This is a genomic window from Thermococcus sp. CX2, from assembly GCF_012027555.1.
GTDB lineage: Archaea > Methanobacteriota_B > Thermococci > Thermococcales > Thermococcaceae > Thermococcus.
Genome location: NZ_SNUQ01000002.1, coordinates 277522 through 295299 on the forward strand (window position 1 = coordinate 277522; position 17778 = coordinate 295299).

The 17778-nt window shown below is 51.9% G+C and carries 18 protein-coding genes and 1 tRNA gene; 11 read left to right on the forward strand and 8 right to left on the reverse strand.

The window, feature by feature from the left end:
- Positions 1-92: 92 nt before the first annotated feature.
- A complete protein-coding gene (locus tag E3E23_RS05705) occupies positions 93-1793 on the reverse strand; it encodes a prenyltransferase/squalene oxidase repeat-containing protein (protein WP_167907068.1) in 1701 nt (566 codons plus the stop codon).
- Between the two features lie 9 nt (positions 1794-1802).
- Positions 1803-2618, reverse strand: coding sequence for a hypothetical protein (locus E3E23_RS05710; RefSeq protein WP_167907070.1), 816 nt, complete (start codon positions 2616-2618; stop codon positions 1803-1805).
- Positions 2619-2889: 271 nt separating this feature from the next.
- On the opposite strand from E3E23_RS05710, the gene E3E23_RS05715 reads away from it, so the two are divergent.
- The 6 genes from E3E23_RS05715 to E3E23_RS05740 all read left to right on the forward strand — a co-directional run bounded on the left by E3E23_RS05715 (position 2890) and on the right by E3E23_RS05740 (position 9204).
- Positions 2890-4152, forward strand: coding sequence for an NAD(P)/FAD-dependent oxidoreductase (locus E3E23_RS05715; RefSeq protein ID WP_167907072.1), 1263 nt, complete (start codon positions 2890-2892; stop codon positions 4150-4152).
- Between the two features lie 119 nt (positions 4153-4271).
- Positions 4272-5219: a carbamate kinase gene (gene arcC / locus E3E23_RS05720; protein WP_167907074.1), complete on the forward strand. Its 948-nt coding sequence runs from the start codon at positions 4272-4274 to the stop codon at positions 5217-5219.
- A gap of 47 nt (positions 5220-5266) precedes the next feature.
- A complete protein-coding gene (locus E3E23_RS05725) occupies positions 5267-6109 on the forward strand; it encodes an ATP-dependent Clp protease proteolytic subunit (protein ID WP_167907076.1) in 843 nt (280 codons plus the stop codon).
- A 193-nt stretch (positions 6110-6302) separates the two neighbouring features.
- Positions 6303-7157 carry a coiled-coil protein gene (locus E3E23_RS05730; protein ID WP_371807528.1) on the forward strand — a complete coding sequence of 285 codons (855 nt, stop codon included), beginning with the start codon at positions 6303-6305 and terminating at the stop codon, positions 7155-7157.
- 9 nt (positions 7158-7166) lie between these two features.
- Positions 7167-8873: an archaeosine synthase subunit alpha gene (gene arcS, locus E3E23_RS05735; protein WP_167907078.1), complete on the forward strand. Its 1707-nt coding sequence runs from the start codon at positions 7167-7169 to the stop codon at positions 8871-8873.
- 31 nt (positions 8874-8904) lie between these two features.
- Complete coding sequence (locus E3E23_RS05740) at positions 8905-9204, forward strand: DUF2103 domain-containing protein (protein WP_167907080.1); 300 nt, start codon at positions 8905-8907, stop codon at positions 9202-9204.
- Here E3E23_RS05740 and E3E23_RS05745 read toward each other — a convergent pair.
- A complete protein-coding gene (locus E3E23_RS05745; RefSeq protein WP_167907493.1) occupies positions 9201-9833 on the reverse strand; it encodes a hypothetical protein in 633 nt (210 codons plus the stop codon). The genes E3E23_RS05740 and E3E23_RS05745 overlap by 4 nt on opposite strands.
- A gap of 99 nt (positions 9834-9932) precedes the next feature.
- Here E3E23_RS05745 and E3E23_RS05750 point away from each other — a divergent pair, with 99 nt between their 5' ends.
- Positions 9933-10532 carry a class I SAM-dependent methyltransferase gene (locus tag E3E23_RS05750; RefSeq protein WP_167907082.1) on the forward strand — a complete coding sequence of 200 codons (600 nt, stop codon included), beginning with the start codon at positions 9933-9935 and terminating at the stop codon, positions 10530-10532.
- A 35-nt stretch (positions 10533-10567) separates the two neighbouring features.
- A tRNA-Gly gene (locus tag E3E23_RS05755) sits at positions 10568-10645 on the forward strand.
- Between the two features lie 169 nt (positions 10646-10814).
- Here E3E23_RS05755 and lrpA read toward each other — a convergent pair.
- The gene (lrpA, locus tag E3E23_RS05760; protein ID WP_167907084.1) at positions 10815-11240 is read right to left on the reverse strand and encodes an HTH-type transcriptional regulator LrpA; all 426 of its coding nucleotides are present in this window, start codon (positions 11238-11240) and stop codon (positions 10815-10817) included.
- A gap of 69 nt (positions 11241-11309) precedes the next feature.
- Complete coding sequence (rlmD, locus tag E3E23_RS05765) at positions 11310-12563, reverse strand: 23S rRNA (uracil(1939)-C(5))-methyltransferase RlmD (RefSeq protein WP_167907086.1); 1254 nt, start codon at positions 12561-12563, stop codon at positions 11310-11312.
- Between the two features lie 108 nt (positions 12564-12671).
- On the opposite strand from rlmD, the gene E3E23_RS05770 reads away from it, so the two are divergent.
- Positions 12672-12887: a helix-turn-helix transcriptional regulator gene (locus E3E23_RS05770; protein ID WP_167907494.1), complete on the forward strand. Its 216-nt coding sequence runs from the start codon at positions 12672-12674 to the stop codon at positions 12885-12887.
- Positions 12888-12949: 62 nt separating this feature from the next.
- Positions 12950-13783 carry a MinD/ParA family protein gene (locus E3E23_RS05775; protein ID WP_167907088.1) on the forward strand — a complete coding sequence of 278 codons (834 nt, stop codon included), beginning with the start codon at positions 12950-12952 and terminating at the stop codon, positions 13781-13783.
- On the opposite strand, the gene pyrE is transcribed toward E3E23_RS05775, so the two are convergent.
- The gene (pyrE, locus tag E3E23_RS05780; RefSeq protein ID WP_167907090.1) at positions 13733-14290 is read right to left on the reverse strand and encodes an orotate phosphoribosyltransferase; all 558 of its coding nucleotides are present in this window, start codon (positions 14288-14290) and stop codon (positions 13733-13735) included. The two genes, E3E23_RS05775 and pyrE, sit on opposite strands and share 51 nt — an antisense overlap.
- Positions 14291-14432: 142 nt before the next feature.
- Between pyrE and E3E23_RS05785 the strand changes: the two genes are divergently transcribed.
- Entirely contained in the window at positions 14433-15137 is a 705-nt protein-coding gene (locus E3E23_RS05785) for a hypothetical protein (protein WP_167907092.1), read from the forward strand.
- On the opposite strand, the gene E3E23_RS05790 is transcribed toward E3E23_RS05785, so the two are convergent.
- Positions 15121-16803: an ATP-dependent DNA ligase gene (locus tag E3E23_RS05790; protein WP_167907496.1), complete on the reverse strand. Its 1683-nt coding sequence runs from the start codon at positions 16801-16803 to the stop codon at positions 15121-15123. The two genes, E3E23_RS05785 and E3E23_RS05790, sit on opposite strands and share 17 nt — an antisense overlap.
- A 49-nt stretch (positions 16804-16852) precedes the next feature.
- The gene (locus tag E3E23_RS05795) at positions 16853-17755 is read right to left on the reverse strand and encodes a pantoate kinase (RefSeq protein WP_167907094.1); all 903 of its coding nucleotides are present in this window, start codon (positions 17753-17755) and stop codon (positions 16853-16855) included.
- Positions 17756-17778 lie beyond the last annotated feature (23 nt).

The window sequence follows — 17778 nt, forward strand, 5'->3', positions numbered from 1 at the left end:
TTCATCTATTGTGAAGAAAGACGATTGTCAGCCTTCTATCCCTGTAAACGGGTTTAAATCCAAAAATGTTGGAAAAACAAAAACGTGGGCGGCTAACGATAACCGAGAAGCCTAAGGATATCGAGCGCCAAAAACGTTGCTATCAGATCCCCCTGCTTGGGATTCTCGTAGGGAGCGTAGGAGAAAAAACCGTAGGGACACTTTCTCCGCTCAAGGGCCTTTACTATCTCTTCTTTGCCTTCAACTTTGGTCCCCATTGAATTTAGAGCCAGCAGCGCGTATCTAGTTATTGGCAGAGACCACCACAAGGCGCCGTTTCTGTTGGATTCAATAAACTTCACTGTCTTTCCATCCCTGTAACCGTACCCAAGCTCGTTGAGGATTAAAACTGAGTAAAGCGTTGTTTCGAACCTAACGATTTTTATTTTGGATATTTTGCTGCCAAAGCCACCATCATCGTCCCTCAAGCCCAAAACGAAGGAGGTTACAGTTTCTTTCCATGGTTCGTCGATTTCAATGCCCAGTTCCCTACTCGTTACAAGCAGATAGTATACATCCTTGAGGAGGTAGTGGTTGTGATAAACAGCGGACAGATTCAGGTTGGTGATGAAGTTCTGCAAGCGGGGCTTTACAATCTTCTTGAGATTCTCATTGGGGACACCTAATACCCTTAAGGCTCTGTACTCGGCCCATATTGCACTCGGTTTGTCTTCGTCTGAAAGCTCTGAGAGCAGGTAGTCCTTGACTTTCTCCTCCCTTGGCACTGTAGAGTTCAGAAGTCCAAGGGTCATCACCGAGAAAGCTGTGTCCAACGGGTTCGGTATTATACTGTACGGAATCTCTATGAAACCTCCCAAGGGACTCTCCAAAGACCGCAAGTAACGCACCGTGTCTGCCCCGACTTCTCCCCCGAGATATGTTATCGCCTCCACTGCCCAGTGGGTAGTGTCGATGTACCCCCTTTTGGCCCCACTCGTATCGGAGTACGAACCATCGGAGCACTTGTATTTTGAAATATCGGCCAATATTTCTCTCCTGAGTGTCTCGTTTTTGATGTTTTCTTCCTTCATAAAGCGCGCAAGGGTGTGAAGATCATAAAAGCCAAGGTTATTTATCTCACGGGATGCGTCATCAAACACGGTCCTCGCCAGCTCATGCATTCTGGTGTAATTTGGTATCTCCGCAGGGGAATAGCCGGACATCACGAGAAGCTTCCTGAGCTGAAGAAAGTTCCACACAAAATTTAAGGAGTGCTCCGGCTTCAGGGAGAGCCAGAGGGACATGGAAATGTTCTTCGCAAGGGGGGAGTTCAGTAAAATAAGGCTTTTTGCATGCAAGAAGGTCTCGTTTGACTTCTTCATATCCTCAAGGATGAAGTTTTCAATGGTTTCCCTGCTTCCCAGACTCAAATTAAACTCCTTGAAGAGCGTTAACAGGTAATAGACATCAACAACGGAAAAATAATCCTGCCTGTTGTAGATCTCCCCCTCGTAGTCCTTCAAAAATTCCCGGGTTTTCTGGGGATGCGCAGGGCTCAGGTTCAGCAGGGCCAACGTCAGAACCCCGTGGTACGTCGCGTACAGGGTGGGGAGTATCGTAAAAGACACGTCACCGTTCCAGCCGCCCGTAACCGGATCCTGGGCAAGTTCAAGGCGTCTTACCGTCCAGTTCCTCCAGGAAGGGCTTATCACTCCCTGAGCGGTCGGTTTTTCAGTGTGGGGGACTTTTGTTAAGGCCACAATAGCCGCGACGCTCAATAAAATCAAGAGAGAGGAGAGAATTTTCTTTCTCATTGTCTCACCTCAAAACGCAGAGGAGTCTACTGCCACGGATGTACTCGTATCGAGACTTCTAAATATACCCTTTTTGACCTCAAATGTTGCTATGGGCTTAGAACTTACCCTATAAATCCGCACCTTGAAATAATTATGAACCGTTAGTGTCCCGTCGTATGAATGGGATATTGAGTCGTAATTACTGACGCTGTCTTCTCCAAAAGAACCATCTATTGAAACCCATGAACTACCGCCGGACACTTGAATCGATAGTCCCGGTGGAAGCGAGATAGTAGCCCCTATGCTCCAACCGTCAGTGTATGTTTCTCCGTAGAACGACAATTTGTTGATCAACTTGATGCTCTTACAGTTGTACTGGTAGGTAATGTAAGGTGGATATTCCATGATTGCCGTACTATAAGCATAGTGATACACGCTAAAGTCTACAGTTTCCACTGGATCGTAATAGTCTATTCTAAATCTAGCAGAGAGTGCCGCACCTACCGATAGTTTTATTTTCTTGTTATCGTTTTCATTTAGTTTAAGAGTTGTAACCCTGTAATTATAGTCGGATTTAGTTATGACATTTCCATAGTCACTCTCTATTGTCACGTCATTCCATTTGTTCAAAACGCGCTTTACCATCAGTTGATTGACTTTTTCTAATATATCACCCCTGCCCACTTTCGAAGTTTGCCCTATAATTATCATTCCGTTGCTCATCTTTCTCAGCGGAACATTCACTCCATCAACCGTAATTTTCTCGTTGGTACTAATCTTTTCTGAAGCCTCTGGCGTTGGATACTGCTCTGCGTATACTGCCCTTCCTAAGGTTCCAACCATTAGCAGTCCAATGAGAACTGCTAGTAATGGCTTCCATCGCAAGTTGCTTACCTCCTATAAGTTTCTGCGTTACCACTTAAACAACTTGCCTTTATAAGTTTTTCCTTTTACTATAAGTAAGTTTTCTTTGTTTTTTTCGAGTACAAATTTTTCAGAGCCAAGTTTTACTCTTAGAATGAACGAAAAGAAAGCAGAGTAAAGGGGTTGCATAGTCATGCAATAGCTAAACCCTTATATTCTCCCTCTTCCCCAGCTTTTCAGGTGAGATAGAATGAGGGCAGTGGTTATAGGCTCTGGAGTTGGCGGACTGCTAACTGCATCATTCCTGGCTAAAAACGGCTACGAAGTTACTGTTCTCGAAAAAGCACCCTACATCGGGGGGAGATGCACAAACTTAAACTACAAAGGCTTCGGTCTCTCAACCGGAGCATTCCACATGATACCCCACGGCGAGGATGGGCCTTTGGCCTACCTCCTCAAGCTCCTCAATGCAGATGTTCAAATCGTGAACTCCAATCCCAAGGGCATGATTTTCTATGAGGGAAGGACCTTTCACTACCATGAGGGCTGGAAGTATCTGAGCTTCATGGAAAAGGCCCGGGCTTTGAAGCTCATGGCCGACATAAAGCGCGGGAAGCTGCCCCAGGGAGAAGAAGCCGAGATGAGCGGCCGCGAGTGGATACGCAAGAGGATTGGCGACAACGAGTTCGTTGACCTCTTCATCAAAAGCTTCCTAGGCTGGGCCGACAGCGTTCTGGACGTTCCAGCGATAGAGCTTGCCAAAGAGATAAAGGCCGCTTTGAGATGGGGCGGGCCTGGTTTAGTCAAGGGCGGCTGTAAGTCCATTCCAGAGGCACTCTCTATGATAATCCGCATGAACGGCGGAAGGATACTCACAAAGAAGAAGGCGGTCGAGGTTGACGTTGAAGGAAAGAAGGTAATCACCGCCGACAACGAGGAGTTCCCCTATGATATTCTGATTTCAAACATCGGTATAAAGGAGACGGTAAGCCTCATCGGCAGGGATGCCTTCGATAGGGACTACCTCAAGCGTGTCGATGAATTAAAGCCCAGCGAGGGAATAAAGTACAACATTGCCCTGAAGGGCGGGCCGAGGATAGGCAACACGGTGGTTTTCACTCTCGACACGGAGAGGATAAACGGCTACAACGAGCCGAGCTCGATAAGCCCTGAGCTCGCTAAAGAGGGATACACCCTGATAATGCTCCACCACGCTTTGCAGAGCAGGAACGTGAAGGCCGAGCAGAAGAAGGGCATCGATGATATTTACAGGATATTCCCAGACATTGATAATGAGGGGGAAATTCTGCTGATTCAGACCTACCTCGACGGAAACCCCGTGAACAGGGTCGCGAGCGGGCAGGTCGTGGAAGACTTCCCGATTGAGAACGTTTACGTCGTCGGCGACGCCTACAAGCTCTCCGGCGGAATAGAGGTTGACGGCATAGCCCTGGGAGTCATGAGAGTTCTAGAAAAGCTCGGCCTTGGAAGCTTCTCCGAGTGGTATCTGTGAGCTTTCTTTCATTTTGTAAACCTTTTCTGGAAAGTTCCGAAGCTTTTTCTAATGCACAAGGCTGAAGACTAAGGAACGCTTTTATTCCTTGAGACAAAGTTATGCATGGAGGTGAGGGTATGAAGAGAGTTGTAATAGCCCTTGGCGGGAATGCTATCCTTCAGCGCGGCCAGAAGGGTACTTATGAGGAGCAGATGACGAACGTCATGAAGACCGCGAAGCAAATCGTTGATATAATCCTCGATGGCGATTATGAGGTTGTAATCACCCATGGAAACGGCCCCCAGGTTGGAGCGCTCCTCCTTCACATGGACGCCGGTCAAAGCGTTCACGGAATTCCCGCCCAGCCCATGGACGTTGCCGGAGCGATGACTCAGGGCCAGATAGGATACATGATCCAGCAGGCGATAAGAAACGAGCTGAAGAGGAGGGGCGTTGAGAGGCCAGTTGCAACTATAGTGACACAGACGCTCGTTGACAAGAACGACCCGGATTTCCAGAACCCGAGCAAACCTGTCGGCCCGTTCTATGATGAAGAAACTGCGAAAAAGCTCGCCAAAGAGAAGGGTTGGGTGGTCGTTGAGGACGCCGGCAGGGGCTGGAGGCGCGTTGTGCCGAGTCCGGATCCAATAGGTCACGTCGAGGCCCCAGTGATTCAGGATCTAGTTGAGAAGGGCTTCATAGTCATAGCCAGCGGCGGCGGTGGCGTCCCCGTTATCGAGAAGGACGGAATGCTCAAGGGAGTTGAGGCCGTCATAGACAAGGACTTGGCCGGAGAGAAGCTCGCAGAAGAGGTAAACGCCGACATCTTCATGATTCTAACCGACGTGAACGGTGCGGCGATAAACTACGGAAAGCCCGACGAGAGGTGGCTCGAGAAAGTCACCGTCGAAGAGCTCAAGCGCTACTATGATGAGGGCCACTTCAAGAAGGGCAGCATGGGGCCGAAGGTTTTGGCCGCCATAAGGTTCGTCGAGTGGGGCGGCGAGAGGGCCGTCATAGCCGCGCTGGATAAGGCCGTGGAAGCGCTCGAAGGCAACACCGGGACTCAGGTCATAAAGGACTGAACCAAAGCCTATAAATATCCTCCACTCCTTCTTTATTTGGTGGGAACATGAGCGACGCGACTACCGGGTTCTTCGGTTCACTCCTGTGGTGGCTGTTCTTCCTCTACCTGCTCCTCTGGCCCCAGATGCAGTACAGAGGCTTACAGATGGCACGGGCGAGGATACTGCAGAGACTCTCAAAGAAGAGAGGTTCAACGGTTATAACGCTGATACACCGCCAGGAAAGCGTCGGCCTCTTCGGCATACCATTCTACAAGTTCATCAGCATCGAGGACAGCGAGGAAATACTCAGGGCCATAAGGATGGCCCCCAAGGACAAGCCTATAGATCTAATAATCCACACGCCCGGCGGCCTAGTGCTGGCGGCAACCCAGATAGCAAGAGCGCTTAAGGACCACCCGGCCGAGACGAGGGTTATAGTGCCCCACTACGCAATGAGCGGCGGAACACTGATAGCGCTCGCGGCGGACAAGATAATAATGGACCCGCACGCGGTCCTTGGACCGGTTGACCCGCAACTTGGCCAGTACCCAGGACCGAGCATAGTGAGGGCCGTCGAGAAGAAGGGCGTCGACAAGGTCGACGACCAGACGTTAATCCTGGCGGACGTCGCCGAGAAGGCCATAAAGCAGGTGAGGAACCTCGTTTACGACCTTCTGAAGGACAGGTATGGAGAAGAGAAGGCCATGGAGCTGGCGCAGATACTTACGGAGGGACGCTGGACGCACGACTATCCGATAACCTACGAGACCGCCAAGGAGCTGGGCCTCCACGTCGAGACTAACGTTCCGGAGGAAGTCTATGCCCTTATGGAGCTCTACAAGCAGCCAATGAAACAGAGAGGCACGGTTGAGTTCATGCCATACACCTCAAAGGGAGAAAACCCTTGAAGGCCTAATTTTCGTTTACTTTCATTTATTTCTAAACCAGCTCAAAAGTTTCAGCCAAAAAGTTTTTATTTACTCTCGCCGTTCACCTACCAGATGTTTGGAGGAAGCTCACGGGCTGTTCTAAAAATAGGGAAGGGGAAGAGAGATGCAAGTGAAAGTAGACCCAGAAGAAATTAAGAGGATCAAGAGGTAGATTGAGGCGCTCGAGAAGGAGAGAAATGAGATTCGCGCCAAACTTGATGAGCTCGAAAAGGAGCTTCAAATCTGGATAACGAAGAGGGACGAAAAGAACAATGAGGTAAAACAGCTCCGCCAGAAGGGCAGGGAGTATAAAGCCAAGAGGGATGAAATCAATCAGCAGATTCAGGAGCTGAAGAAGAACCGCGAGGAGATCAACGCTAAGCTTGACCTCCTCTACCAGGAGATACTTGAGTACAGGACGAAAAGGGACGAGTACAACCAGCTCAGAAGGCTCAAGATGCCGCCCGAGAAGATACAGGAGCGCATAGAGAAGCTCGAGTGGGAGCTCCAGACCAACCCGAACATAACGCCCGAGCGCGAGAAGCAGATAGTCGACCAGATACAGGTTCTGGCAACTGAGCTCGAGATAATCCAGCAGGCAGAGAGGTTCCACAACAAGCTCGTCGAGACCAGGAAGAAGGTCGACCAGCTCAAGAAGGCCAGGAGGGCCATCAGCATGGAGATACAGAAGCTCGCCAACCAGAGCCAGCAGTTCCACGAGCAGATGATAAAGGCCTTCAACCAGGCCGACGAGGTCAAGAAGGAGGCCGACGAGTACCACCAGAAGGTCGTCGAGCTCCGCGAGAAGATCCGCGAGGTCAGGAAGCAGCTCCGTGAGATTGAGAGGAAAATCAGGGAGTACGACGAGAAGCACAAGGAGCTGATCGCCTACAGGCTCGTGGCAAGGATGCGCTCCAAGAAAGACGCCAGCTTCGAGAAGGCAGTGGAGGCCCTCGAGAAGTTCAAGCGCGGCGAGAAGCTAACGCTGGACGAGCTGCTGCTCCTCCAGAGGTACAACCTTGTCTGAGGCCTGACCATGGAGGTACTCAGGCACGAAGGTCCCGGAAGGCTGGGCCTCGTTAGATTGGGAGATTACTCCTTTAGAACCCCCGCTTTGGCTGGGGTAGATTTTACCATCTCCCCCTTCAACTCCTTCTTCCACCCGAGCGAGCCTGGAGAATACGACTTCAACCTCGCCCCAGCGATACCACTCGGCTTTTACACGCCTTCCGAGGTCATAGAGAAGGCCATCGGAAGGCTCTGGAGCGTGAACTACGAAGGCTTCAACGCCTTCTATCTCCCGGCATTAAGGAGAACCGAGTATCTTCCTGAGTTCTTCAAGATAATCGAGCGGTACAACTTCGAGGCCGTTTATCTGGGCAACTCTAAGATTCTCGTCAAGGAGTACCGCTACTTCGTGAGAATCCTGAGGGAGCTCCGCGAGAGGTTTCCCAACGTCATGATAATCGCCGATTTGGAGCCCTTCTTCTACCCCTTGGCAGTTTACCTCGGCGTTGATGCGTTCGACACCCGCTCGCTGAAGCTCTACGACTTCCACGGTAAGGGATTCACGCAGTACAGCCCCTTCATTTGGAGCGAAGAGGCCAATTCCCTTGACTTCGCCCGTGAGACCATACTGCTCGTTAGAAAGGCCCTCGAAGAAGGCAAGCTTCGCTATCTGGTTGAGAACCTCTTCCACACCCAGTATCACGCGGGCATACTCAGAATAGCCGACCTTGAGCATCCCGATTACCTCGAGAAGTACACACCAATCCAGAAGGAGACGGTCTACTTCATAAGCGACGCCTCTATCAGGCGGCCAGAGGTTAAGCGCTGGCATGCTCGCGTTGTGGAGAGATTCGTTCCGCCCAAGAACACCGAGTTGCTCCTCCTCTTCCCCTGCTCAGCTAAAAAGCCTTACTCCCACTCGCGCTCCCATACGCTCTACCGCAAGGCAATGAAAGAAGCCCTAGGCTCTGGCATAGCAAAGGTCCACGAGCTGATTTTAACCTCCCCCTTCGGAGTCGTCCCAAGGGAGTGGGAGTGGCTGGCCAAGTACGACATAGTCGTCACCGGTCACTGGAGTGAGGAGGAGATCAAGCCAGCGGCAGAGCTGCTCGCGAAGACCCTGGAGAAGTACCCGAAGGACGTCCCGATAATAGCCCACCTCGACGAGGCCTACGTCGAGATAGCCAAGATGGCCGCTGAAATGACAGGCAGGGAGATAATCTTCACCGAGGTCGAGAACGGGACCACGAGCAGGGAGAGTCTGAACTCGCTGAGAGAAACGCTGAGCCAGTTCGACCTTGAGGGAACCAAGGAGGACAGGATCTACCGCTACTTTGAGGGCATAAGGAAGGTCTTCGACTTCTACTTCGGCGCTGGCGCTGGAGAGGCCGTTCTCCCAGAGAACGGCCAGGTCAAGGGCTCCAAGATGCTCCGCCTCTTCGTTGACGGCCAGCAGACGGGAACCTACAGGGACGGCGTGATAAGCGTAACGCCCTACGGAATGCAGAGGATATACGATGCCATAAAGTCATACTGGGTAAAGGTGGACTTCGACCTTCGCGGTGATGTCTTCGCAGTGGGCGTTGGCGAGGCCGATGAGAGAATCCGTCCGGACGACATCGTTGGCATTGTTAGGGACGAAAGGATCATTGGCGTCGGGAAGGCCGTCCTCAGCGGCGAGGAGATGGTTCGCTCAAAGAAGGGCGTTGCCGTGAAGGTCAGGAAGAGGGCGTAACTTCTAAAAACCCCATTTCTTATCTCCCCACATGCCCAAGCACTTTAAGAAGGGCGTCAAGAGGGAGCACCACTTTCTCAAAGGCCTTGAAAAGCCCCTCGAAGAGATAGCCCAGATTCCCGGAGTTAAGAAGGTGATCCCAGGCAGGATATATGCGAGCGACTCAAGGGGCTTCGAGATAAAGGTCTCGCGGGAAACGACCACCGGGTTAAAGCTGATAGCGAAGAGCGATGGTTCCGTTCAGGAGGTTTTTCTTGTCGTTGACAAGGCTGACAGGGGGAGGGTCTGGAAGGAAATCGAAAGGCTGAGTGAGGAGTGGAAGAAGGTTTAAAGCTCCACCTTCCCCTCGAAAAACGCCTCCAGCTCCTCGTCGCTGATGTCCTCGCTTTCCGTGTAGCCGAGCTCTTTCTTCTGGAGCTCTATGAGGCCAGGTGTTAGCAGGAGCTTTCCGTCGAGCTTCGGCACCGCGTAGTGGAGCGTTATCTCGCTGAACTCATCGAGCCTTATCGTCGGGTTCTCCTCGTATTCAATCTCCTCCAGTCTTTTTCCGTCAGCTATGAGCTTCGCGACTATTGCTGCACCGTCGATTGAGTACTGGGGCTTTCCTATGTGCCTGACCTTCACGCCTTCCATCTTTGATGTTATGAACTCCTTAGTCCTTCCGCGGGGCACGGCATCGCCGAGGATTCCGCCGACGATTATCATAGTGTCTTCATCTATGTCCTCTGGCTTGAGCTCCTCCTCCGCCTGAAGGTCGAGCACTATGATTTTTGACCTATCGAAGGGGAAGCGCGTAACGCTCTCTGTTATGACGCTCCCGAGCTTTGCAAGCCTCTCGCGCTCGTCCTTGCGAACGTTGGTGAATATCAGCCTGTCTCCCCACCACTCAGCAACGTGGCTGTACTCGAGCCAAAGCCACTCGCTTATATCCTCAAGATGTTCAATGATCAGGTATGGCATTTTTCCCACCAGCCACGCTAAGGCCGAGCCTCTTAAAAGCATTGCCGATGTCCCAGGATGCCCAAAAAGTGTTTTAAGTGCTCCCACTTACCAGCTTCTATGAGCTTTAAGGAGAAGTACGCCAAGCTCGGCAAACGCTACAACCTGCTGGAAAAGCCCCTCGATAGGTTCTTCTGTCCCCTGCGAAAGAAGGCGGCAAGCTTTGTGCGAGGCAAAACCCTGGAAATCGGCGTTGGCGTGGGCAAGATGCTCCCCTACTATCCAGCGGAGATTGAGCTCCACGCGGTGGATGCGGTTCCCGAGATGGTCGAGATAGCTGAGGAAAAGGCAAAGGAGCTTGGACTGAACGCCAAGTTCTATGTTATGGATGCAGAAAAGCTCGAATTCCCGAGCGAAAGCTTTGACACAGTCGTTTCTTCCTTCGTCTTCTGCACGGTACCCAATCCGGAAAGGGCTATGAGAGAAGTTCACCGCGTCCTCAAGCCAGGTGGAAGAGCGATCTTTCTGGAGCACACGAAGAGCGACTGTAAACTTGTGAACTGGCTCTTTCTAAAGCCTCTCGACCTCTTTCTTGGCTGGCTCATCGACGACAGCACCCTGAGAGAGACACACGGGCTCGTGAGAGGATACTTTAAGGTTGAGCACGAGGAGAGCCATTACAGGGGCGTCATCAGGCTCATCGTGGCGAGGAAGAAGTAAAGCTTTTAAATCCCGACCCACTTAGTATTTACCGCGCGGTGGTAGTCTAGCCTGGTCTAGGACACCGGCCTCCCAAGCCGGTGACCCGGGTTCAAATCCCGGCCACCGCACCACCCCAAACTTTTGCCGGGCAAAAGTTTGAGCGCTGGTGGAATGTTTTGGACAGTTTTAAAGTTGCGGTTATCAGCGCGGACATTTCTCTCTGGACTTTTATGAAACATCAAAAGCCTAACTAATCCAGCGCAGAGCATAAAAAGAGTTTGAAGAAGCAAAATCTCGGCCTCACTTGAGCTTCTCAAGGATTATGGCCGGGCAGACTTTGGTGACACCTTCGAGCCTGCCAATCTTGTTGGAGATTATCTCGGAGAGGTCTTCTCCGTCTTTGGCCCAGACTTCTGCCATTATCATGTGGTCGCCGCTGGTGAGGTAGACCTCCCTGACGAACTCGAACTCCTTAAGCTTGTTCGCGACCTCGAATATCTTCTCGGGAAGGGTGTCAACTCCCGTCAGGCTCACGAGGTTATAGCCGAGCTTGGATGGGTCCACCACGATGGTGTACTGCCTTATCACTCCTGCTTCCTCGAGGGCCCGCACCCTCTTCCTTACGGCGGTCTCACTGATGCCCAAAACTTTGGCTATCTCCGTGAAAGGAGTGCGGGCATCTTTGGTGAGCATGTCGATTATAATCTTGTCTCTTTCATCGAGCATTTTTCATCACCCCTGTCCAATGTTATGCAGACCAAGTATATTAAGTTTTTGAACTTACCGGTTCTAAAGTTAAACCTTGAATTTAAGTTTGACAACCACTTCTACGTGGGGTGTATGAGGAAACATATCCAAGCCAACAGCACTCTCTATGGAGTACTTCGAGAGTAATTTATCCAAGTTCAGCTTGAGAGTCCTCGGATTGCAGGATACGTAAACGATGGTTTGCGGTTCATCCTTTAAGATTTTCCTAATCAGCTTCGGATGTAAACCTGCCCTTGGCGGATCAAGTATTACTGTGTCGTAGTTTGCCAAGTTCTCGACGTCCTTGTCTTCACCAACCCTAAAGATGGCATCAACGTTGTTCAGTTCGGCATTGCGGTTCGCCATTTCCACAGCGAAGGGGTTTATTTCAATGCCCTCCACTTTAAAGTCTCTCTTTGCAAGGTAAACGCCGAACGTCCCAACACCAGAGTAAAGGTCGAGAACTCTCTCACCTTCAACGGCCTTTTCGACTTCTTTCACAAGATTAACCGCCTGGTAGCTGTTCGTCTGGAAGAAGCTGTTGGGATGGATGAGGTAAACGACATCGTCGAGCCTCTCGCGTATGAATTCGTTCTTCCAGAATCTCTCCACCTCCCCATAGGAAACATCGCTCGGCGTTCTGTTCACACTCCAGTAGATGGAATCGGCGTAGTCGAAGTAGGCCGGAAAATCCTCGGAAAGGCTCCCCTGGCCAGTTACGAGGTTCACCATTAGCTCGCCCGTGAACTTACCCTCACGGATGACGATGTAGCGCAGGAAGCCCTTATTCTTGCCTATCTCATAGAGGCTCGGTTTGTGGTCCTCTATGAACTCCCTGAGTGAGCTGAGGACCCTTCTGCTGGCATCTCCAAAGACGGGACACCCCTCGATGTTCACCACGTCCCACCAGGTGCCGCGCCTCCTGAAGCCTATACCCCCTGTCGAAATGACAACATCAATGCGGTTTCGATGACCATATATCTCAGGAGATGGTATAACATCAACTTCCATCCCAAGAATTTCGGAAAGCTTGTCAGATTTAAACTTGACTTGCTCATCATAGGGCAGATGCTGGAGAAGGCACCCCCCGCAGGTTCCAAAATAAGGACAGACGGGCTTTCCTCGGATTTCGGAATGTTCAACAATTTCATACTCGGTAGCTATAAGCGTCCGCTTTTTTCTCCGCCACCGCTTGATCTCAACCACATCCCCTGGGGCAGTGAACGGGACGTGGATTTCCCTATTCCCGAGCTTAACGATGCCGAGTCCTTCCCAGTCCAGCCTCTCAACAAGTCCCTGCATAATTGCCCATTTCGGAGAGGCTTTATAAACCTGACCTTGAATGAACGTCAAAACCCCCTTCGGAAGGTTTATTTAGGATGAGCGAGTAATAAAATAACGGTGCCGTTGATGTTCGGCAGGCGTAAGGATGTGGTTTATAAAATCCTCGCCACCAAAAGGGGGGCTGTGGCCCTCCAGAACCTGAGCGAGGAACTTGAGACCCCAATGCCTACGGTTCTTAAAACCGTAAAACAACTCGAATCTGACGGGCTTGTAGAGATATTCTACGGCCAAGAAAAGGCCTCAATAATGGTCAGGGCAAAAACGCTTGAGGACTACATCTGAGGCTTTTCTTCCAAATCATTATTATCATTTATTATAATTTAAAAACCAGGAGGACTAAGCCAATGGTATCCGTAGTTATCACAGGAAGGGGCGGGGCTGGAAAAACCACCATGACCGCAAATCTAAGCACCTACTTCGCCAAGAAGAACTACAAAACACTCGTCATAGACGGCGACCTATATCTCCCAAAACTCGCGTTCCACTTCGGCATAGACAACCCAATCTACAACCTCCACACCCTGATAAAGAACCCCGAAATGAGAGTTCTCGATGCAGTATACCCAGACGTTAAAACACATGTGGACGTTCTTCCGGGGAGCTCAAAGCTCTACGACATCCTAGACATAGACCAGAGAAGGCTGAGAGATATCGTGAGGGAAATACAGACGAGATATCAAGTCACGGTAATAGATTCGCCCGTTGGAATACCGTTCGACACGATCTCGACCTTCAGACTGGCTCAGTACCAGCTCATCATAGTTGAGATAGAGCGCTGTCCGATCCACTTCATCCACAGGATGATAGAGAACGAGGTAGTGAAACTAAAGGCCCTTGGAGAGGGCTACGGTCTAAAGGTTGGGATCATACTCAACAAGGTCAGGGAATCCTCACCAAATGTCGACGATATAGTAGACTTCCTCGAGTACAGCGTCGAGGTGCCCGTCATTGGGATAGTACCCTACGACCACAAGGTCCCCGAGGCCACCAACAAGGGGAGGCCCGTCGTTGACTACGCACCTCACTCAAAGGCATCCAAAGCCATAATCGAGGCGGGTGACATCCTGGAAGGGTGGATATTCGGAGAAAAGAAAAGGGAGAAGCTCCTCCACAAGCTGCACGAGGGCCTACTCTCGCTTCTCCATACGGACAAGGCCTCTGCGGGCAAAAAGCTCTGATACAGAGACGAGTGGGAGGAAGGTATACTTCTCTTCTATCTTTTCCTTAGCTCCCTCCTCCCTGTCTACTACAACGCTTATCGCAACAACTTCCGCACCCTGCTTTTCAAGTATCTCCGCGGCCCTCAGGACACTCCCGCCGGTCGTCGTGACGTCTTCAACGAGGAGGATTCTATCTCCAGGATTGATCTCACCCTCGATCTGCTTCCCCGTGCCGTGCTCCTTCTTTTTCTTTCTGACGATGATGAGAGGCTTGTCGGTCTCAAGGGCCAGGGCCGTTGCGATGGGAACCGCTCCAAGCTCTGGACCAGCTATTCTATCGAACTCCAGGCCCATCTCTTCCACCCTGGACTTCATCAGCCGCGCGATGAGCTTCAGAGCCTTCGGGTTCGTTATGAGCTTCTTGACGTTTATGTAGTAGTCGCTCTCTTTGCCGGAGGTGAGAACGAAGTGCCCGAAGAGTATTGCCTCCTCCTGGAATATCAGCTCGATGAGCTCGTCCTTCATTTTGGACACCCTCATGTCAATCATGGCATGAATTCAGCATTAGATAGACACGAACCTTAAAAAGCTTGGCTATTCCGTCAAGCCTCGCCCTTAAGGGCGGGGAGGAAATCAGGTTAATAAGCGATAAAGGAGAAACTATACCATGCTAGCGGCCGAAAGGGTCATCGAGTACTACTTCGGGGTTGTAGTGGTGGTTGGTGGTTTAAGCGTTCTCCTCGGCGTAAAGCGCACGCTTAGAACCTGGAGGCGCTTCCCAGAAGTGGGATGGCTTGGCAGGGCCTTTGGGATGGGACTCTTGGCGTTGATTCTCGCCTCCATTCTTGAGCTTCCGGTTCTCCTTCTCGGAAGTGGGCTAGCTTTGGCGGCAGCCGCTGGTCTCGTCGAGGAGAGTGTTAAGCTCCTTCCCCTAGCCTTCTTCAGGGATGCCCAAAAATGGGAAAAGTGGAAACTGGTAGCCGGAACAGGCTTATTCCTTGGCTTAATAGAGGGATTGGCTTACACCGCTGGGATAATAGCTCTCGGAGAGAGCCTATACTTAGCCGGCGTTAGAGTGGTTCTCGTCGGACTCCACACAGTTTGGGCAGCAGTCTCGGCCAGTTTTCTCCTGAGTGGGAGCGGATGGAAAAGGTTCAGCGGGCTGGCGTTCTCCATGGCTGCACATGCAGTCTACGATTTGCCCCCGCTGGCGGCCATCGAAGGCCTGCCTGTTGAGGTTGTTACCTCCTTGGCAGCCATATCTACGGCATTTATGCTCGCCACCGCGGTGATGGCGGAGAAAGCGGCTAAGCTCGCCACAGGGCTGATCCCAGAGGAAGAAGAGAAAGAGGAACTCACCTCTTTGCCTTGAACCTCTCCTGGAACTCGTAGAGCTGGGCGATGCGCTCCAGGGTATCGGCCTCTTCTGGACCCTTGTCTTCCCTCAGGGCCACGTAGCGCGGGAAGCGCAAAGCGAAGCCGCTCTCATACTTCGGGCTCTTCTGTATCTCCTGGTAAGTTACCTCAACGACCACCTTGGGCTCTATCTCGACGTACTTGCCCTCCTCCCTGACTATAAGGGGTTTGAGCATCTTGGTGAACTCGATCAAATCCTCGTCCGTGAAGCCGCTACCCACTTTTCCAACGGGAACGAAGCGGCCCTGCTCTGGGTCATAGGCGGCAACTAGGAAAGAGCCAAGTACATGGGCACGCCTTCCCTCGCCCCACTCCGCACCTATAATGACAAGGTCGAGATTCTCCATGGTGGGCTTTATCTTGAGCCACTTCTTGCCCCTGTTTCCGGGCTCATAGACGGAATCCAAGCGCTTCGCCATGAGTCCCTCGTGACCGAGCTCAAGGGCCCGCTTGTAGAACTCCTCCGCATCCTCCGGGTTCTTCGTGACGAGCTGCTGGGCGAGCTTAACCTTCCCACTTTCCTCGACAATTTCCTCGAGCTTGGCTCTCCTCTCGCGGAATTGAACGTCTATAAGCCCTTCTCCGTCAACGTATAGGGCGTCAAAGAGGTTCAGCTCCAGCGGGATTTTCTCTATCATCTCCTCTATGTTATACTTCCTCCTGAAGCGCCTGAGCACGTACTGGAAGGGCCTTGGACGGCCGCCTTCCCCGACCGCCACCAGTTCGCCCTCGACTATCGCCTTTTCCGCCTTTATCTGGGACTTTATCGCCTCAACCATCTCTGGGATTGACCGTGTGACGTTCTCCAGCCTGCGGGAGTAGACTACAACCTTATCGCCGTCCTTGTGGATCTGAACTCGCGCCCCATCGTACTTTATCTCAAACGCCGCTTCACCGCCCATCTCGATTAAAGCCTCTTTGACGTTTGCCGCCAGCTGGGCCAGCATTGGCCTTATCGGCTTACCTATCTGGATCTGAACCTTTGAAAGACCCTCGTTGCCCTCAAGCTTGGATACCTTCGCCACGTAGCCGAAGTCGCTAGTGAGCATGTAGGCGCGCTCAACTAACTCCGCCTTGACCTTGAAGGCCTCGGCTATCGCATCCCTCAGAATTCCCTCGGCGACACCAGTCCTCATCGTTCCAAGGACAGTTCTGGCCAGATATTTTCCTTCCTCGGCCTCGGCGTCCATGAAGAGGTTGGCGAGGTATTTTAGCTTCCTGTCCTGGCTCCCCTCGCCGCTCGCCTCGGCTATCTTGACGAAGGTCTTGTAGACGCGCTTTATAGTGAGCGGCTGGGAGAAGAAGCTCTTCTGCCTCTTTTTCTTCAATGCCAGAGCCACGCTCTCGCCCAGATCACCCGTGTCTTTGACGGAGTTTTCGATTTCCTTCTCCTGGATGCCAGTGGCCTTAGAAACAGCCTTTATGAGAAGCTTCTCACCGACACCGAGTTCCCGCTCGTCCCAATCCGGAAAGACCTTACCGAGGATAAGGTAGGGGACTATCTCAAGGAGCTCCTCATCGGGAACCCTCTTCAGGAAATCGGCCACAAACTTGGTCTTCAGCGTCTTGAGTGTGGTCTTCTCGAGCCTGCGGTAAAGGTCAGAAAGCTCTCTGTATTTCATGTCTGCCATACTCACCACCGAAGGGAATAGGGCTGAAGAAGATAAAAGTCTACCCCACCCACCGCCCGACTTCTGGCCTTCCCCTGAAGACCTCCACGATGTCAAAGGGAACCTCAAGGTCGGTGACAACTTCCCTGACCATTTCAATCTCCTTCGGCCTCACAAGGGCGAAGAGACCTTTGCCGAGCATTATCATTGAGCTTGGGCTGGATAGAACCTTATCTATTTGCTTCGCCAGCTCGAGGAGTTCCCCGCTCAGGAGGCCGGTTCTTTCGGCGAACTCCCTCGCGAGAACCATCATGCGCTCCGGTCTCGGATCGGCGAGGAGTCTTTCCAAGGCTTTTGAGCCTTCGACCTCTATGGCCCTAATTACGTCGCCGTCGAGCACTTCCTTTGTCGAGAGTCTTCCAAGGGGAACAACAAGCACCCTGCAATCCTCAAAGAACAGGTTGTCCACCACACCGATTCCCGGGCCGCCGGCCTTTACCCTGATCTCTATACCCCCGGCGAGCTGTCCCACAATGTCACCGAGGCCACCTTTGTTGAGAACCTCGTGTTTGTGAGCGATTTGGGCGGCCCTTAGGTAGGTTCCCCCAAAGCGGTATGATAGGGCAAGAGCCGTCCCCAGGGCTCCACCGGCGCTGTTGCCAAAGCCGTAGCCGTTTGGAAAATCAAAGTACTGCCACACCTCGACCTCTCCCTCAAAGTCTTTTGGCGTTAGCTCGTCCGCGACGGAGTAGCTTATAACGGCCTCGTCCCTCTCAACGGGCTCACCGTTAAACGCTATATGGATGTGTCGCTCGAGTGTTCCTGTTTCAACGCTCACGAAGACGTTTGTGCCCTTTGAGAGGTTAACTCCAGCCCCCAGCGAACCCGCCCTAAGGGGATCATCGTGGAACTTGGGAACGAAGAACGCCGTGATGTGTGCCGGGACAAATGACCTTATTAGCATTTCCTCACCTCCAAGAAGAGTCA

Excerpts from the sequence above, each read along its gene's own strand:
- E3E23_RS05725 (WP_167907076.1), top strand. The coding sequence starts at position 5,267 with ATGAGCGACGCGACTACCGGGTTCTTCGGTTCACTCCTGTGGTGGCTG.
- arcC (WP_167907074.1), top strand. The coding sequence starts at position 4,272 with ATGAAGAGAGTTGTAATAGCCCTTGGCGGGAATGCTATCCTTCAGCGC.
- E3E23_RS05750 (WP_167907082.1), top strand. The coding sequence starts at position 9,933 with ATGAGCTTTAAGGAGAAGTACGCCAAGCTCGGCAAACGCTACAACCTG.
- E3E23_RS05770 (WP_167907494.1), top strand. The coding sequence starts at position 12,672 with ATGTTCGGCAGGCGTAAGGATGTGGTTTATAAAATCCTCGCCACCAAA.
- E3E23_RS05705 (WP_167907068.1), bottom strand. The coding sequence starts at position 1,793 with ATGAGAAAGAAAATTCTCTCCTCTCTCTTGATTTTATTGAGCGTCGCG.
- E3E23_RS05795 (WP_167907094.1), bottom strand. The coding sequence starts at position 17,755 with ATGCTAATAAGGTCATTTGTCCCGGCACACATCACGGCGTTCTTCGTT.
- E3E23_RS05775 (WP_167907088.1), top strand. The coding sequence starts at position 12,950 with ATGGTATCCGTAGTTATCACAGGAAGGGGCGGGGCTGGAAAAACCACC.
- E3E23_RS05715 (WP_167907072.1), top strand. The coding sequence starts at position 2,890 with ATGAGGGCAGTGGTTATAGGCTCTGGAGTTGGCGGACTGCTAACTGCA.
- lrpA (WP_167907084.1), bottom strand. The coding sequence starts at position 11,240 with ATGCTCGATGAAAGAGACAAGATTATAATCGACATGCTCACCAAAGAT.
- rlmD (WP_167907086.1), bottom strand. The coding sequence starts at position 12,563 with ATGCAGGGACTTGTTGAGAGGCTGGACTGGGAAGGACTCGGCATCGTT.
- E3E23_RS05740 (WP_167907080.1), top strand. The coding sequence starts at position 8,905 with ATGCCCAAGCACTTTAAGAAGGGCGTCAAGAGGGAGCACCACTTTCTC.
- E3E23_RS05745 (WP_167907493.1), bottom strand. The coding sequence starts at position 9,833 with ATGCCATACCTGATCATTGAACATCTTGAGGATATAAGCGAGTGGCTT.
- E3E23_RS05790 (WP_167907496.1), bottom strand. The coding sequence starts at position 16,803 with ATGAAATACAGAGAGCTTTCTGACCTTTACCGCAGGCTCGAGAAGACC.
- pyrE (WP_167907090.1), bottom strand. The coding sequence starts at position 14,290 with ATGAAGGACGAGCTCATCGAGCTGATATTCCAGGAGGAGGCAATACTC.
- arcS (WP_167907078.1), top strand. The coding sequence starts at position 7,167 with ATGGAGGTACTCAGGCACGAAGGTCCCGGAAGGCTGGGCCTCGTTAGA.
- E3E23_RS05785 (WP_167907092.1), top strand. The coding sequence starts at position 14,433 with ATGCTAGCGGCCGAAAGGGTCATCGAGTACTACTTCGGGGTTGTAGTG.
- E3E23_RS05710 (WP_167907070.1), bottom strand. The coding sequence starts at position 2,618 with ATGGTTGGAACCTTAGGAAGGGCAGTATACGCAGAGCAGTATCCAACG.